General features: G+C 39.8%; 3 protein-coding genes. 2 read left to right on the top strand and 1 reads right to left on the bottom strand.

What is annotated here, in order from left to right; all coding sequences use genetic code 11:
- Together B4237_RS02330 and B4237_RS02325 are read left to right on the top strand one after the other, a co-directional pair.
- On the top strand, nucleotides 1–1,238 hold a 1,238-nt coding region (locus B4237_RS02330), incomplete at its 5' end, for a protein adenylyltransferase SelO (RefSeq protein WP_286941168.1).
- 15 nt (nucleotides 1,239–1,253) lie between these two features.
- The gene (locus tag B4237_RS02325) at nucleotides 1,254–1,835 is read left to right on the top strand and encodes a L,D-transpeptidase family protein (RefSeq protein ID WP_278596531.1); all 582 of its coding nucleotides are present in this window, start codon (nucleotides 1,254–1,256) and stop codon (nucleotides 1,833–1,835) included.
- A gap of 274 nt (nucleotides 1,836–2,109) precedes the next feature.
- On the opposite strand, the gene B4237_RS02320 is transcribed toward B4237_RS02325, so the two are convergent.
- Nucleotides 2,110–2,496, bottom strand: a 387-nt coding sequence (locus B4237_RS02320) for a response regulator transcription factor (RefSeq protein WP_286941165.1), incomplete at its 5' end; no start/stop codon positions are given.

Raw genomic sequence — 2,496 nt, 5'->3', positions numbered from 1 at the left:
ATGCAGGACATCAATTTGGGCAATGGGCAGGACAACTGGGCGATGGTCGCGGCCTATTGATTGGACAAATCCTCAATACGCAAGGTCAAACGATTGATCTTCATCTTAAAGGTGCAGGTTCTACCCCCTACTCGCGTATGGGAGATGGGCGTGCAGTACTACGCTCAGTGATTCGTGAATATCTGGCAGGTCATGCACTCAATGCACTTGGTGTTGCATCAAGTCATGCCGTCGGTTTTACGACCTCAAGCCAAGGTGTCCAACGTGAAACCTTAGAACTCGGTGCCATGCTATTACGTACTTCGGATTGTCATATTCGCTTAGGTCATTTTGAATGGATTAACCAATATGCGCCTGAACTATTGGCTGAATTTACTCAGAAATGCATCGAATGGCATTATCCAGCATGTCTAGAAGCTGAAAATCCTGTGCTTGCATTTGCTCAAGCTGTAATTGAACGGACTGCGATTATGATTGCAAAATGGCAATTGGTCGGTTTTGCACATGGTGTGATGAATACAGATAACTTAAATATTACAGGTTCTACTTTAGATTTTGGCCCTTATGGTTTTATGGAGCGTTTCCGACCTAATTGGATCAACAATCATTCAGACTACCAAGGTCGTTATACCTATCAAAATCAGCCAAGTGTTGGCCACTGGAATCTGTGGACTTGGTTAAACAATCTCATTCCTTTGGCTGAAGCTGAACAAAAAGAACAATTCAAACTTGATTTAGCAAAATGTTTAGAACAGTTCGAACCTATTTTTTTAGAACATTATGGACAAGGTTTATGTCAAAAGATGGGGCTTCCTCATTTTCATAAGGATAGCTTAGATTGCAGTTTTTCATTCTTGCGAATCTTGCAAACAGAACAACTCGACTACACTCAGAGCTTTCTTCGTTTACAAAACCAAGAATATAAAGCACTTCGTGATGATTGCTTAGATTTACGTCAATTTGATGGGTTTATGCATCAATATCAACAGATTCGTGAACATCAAGATACTGTCGCATTAGACCAAGCCATGCAACAAGCCAATCCACATTATATTTTACGTAATCACATGGCGCAAAAAGCAATTGAACAAGCCGAACGTGGGGATTTCAGTGAGGTTGAACGTTTATTCCAGTTGCTTAATCAACCCTATACTCGACAACTAGAGTTGGAAACTGAACAGGACACTGCACCATTACCAAGTGATATACCTGAAGTTTCTGTAAGTTGCTCATCCTAAGTTACGAGGATCAATATGAAATTAGGGCTTGTTGTTGCAACTATCATCATTGTCATCTTGGGCGGATTTACTTTTTATAAGTATGAAAAGTTTATTCCAACTTTTGTATCAAAACATCAAGCCCTTTCAGCCCAAGAAATAGAAAGCTTAAACAAAACCAAACCAGTCACCACGATTGAGGTGTTTAAAGATCAAAGATTATTACAACTGAAATATCAACAAGAAGTTATCCGAAGCTATCCTATTCGCTTAGGCTTTGATCCAAATGGGCACAAACAATTTGAAGGTGATGGTAAAACACCTGAAGGAACGTATACGATTGATTGGCGTAACTCAGAAAGTGCATTCTACAAGTCACTGCATATCTCCTACCCCAACGCAAATGATGCGACTTATGCCAAACAACATAATCAATCTGCAGGTGGCGATGTGATGATTCATGGCACTGTCCCAAAGCAAGCAACCTCATTTCCAAGTAGCGCCTCATATATGCCGCGCAAGGATTGGACATTAGGCTGTATTGCTGTTACAAATTCGGATATGGATGAAATTTGGCAACTCGTTAAGAACAATACGCCTATCATCATTCATCCATAATCCTAAAGAAATAATATCTGTCTACTGGGGATGAACCGCTTTATTAAACCGTATAAGGCTTATGCAGAGGATAACTTCCAAGGTATGTAGATGTCTTCAACAGCCCTTTTCACTTACCATAAGCTTTTGTAAAGTAATGTAATATTTAAAAATCGATAACTGCTGTTTTTAACTAAAGAGCATAAAAGTAGATAATTTCTACAAAAGTTTTAAGAAACTATCCACATTTTCTGTGGATAACACTGTGGTTATCCACAGGATAAAACAAAGTTACTTACTCATCAGGATATTCAAAGCGATAACCCACACCATAAACCGCCTGAATCCACTCATGACGGTTACCCGTATCTGCCGCTTCAGAGATCTTACGACGAAGGTTTTTGATATGACTATCAATCACGCGATCCGCAACATCAAAACTGTCAGGATTAATATGGTCGAGTAACTGTGCACGCGAATACACTTGTCCCAAATGCTCTAAGAACAATTCTAGAATGCGAAATTCTGTTGGCGTCAATGTCAGTGCTTTTTGTTGATACCAAATACGTTGTTGCGCTTTATCAATACGGAATAAGTCATTTTGCTCAGGTTCAGCTTTACGCTCTAAACGGCGTAAAACGGCTTGCACTCGAGCAACCAACTCTTTAGGGCTAAATGGTTT

Source organism: Acinetobacter sp. UBA6526, assembly GCF_002434875.1.
In the GTDB taxonomy this organism is placed as follows: Bacteria; Pseudomonadota; Gammaproteobacteria; order Pseudomonadales; family Moraxellaceae; genus Acinetobacter; species Acinetobacter venetianus.
The sequence above is the reverse complement of the archived record's forward strand: the minus strand, read 5'-3'. Positions and strand labels throughout refer to the sequence as shown.

Excerpts from the sequence above, each read along its gene's own strand:
- B4237_RS02325 (WP_278596531.1), top strand. The coding sequence starts at position 1,254 with ATGAAATTAGGGCTTGTTGTTGCAACTATCATCATTGTCATCTTGGGC.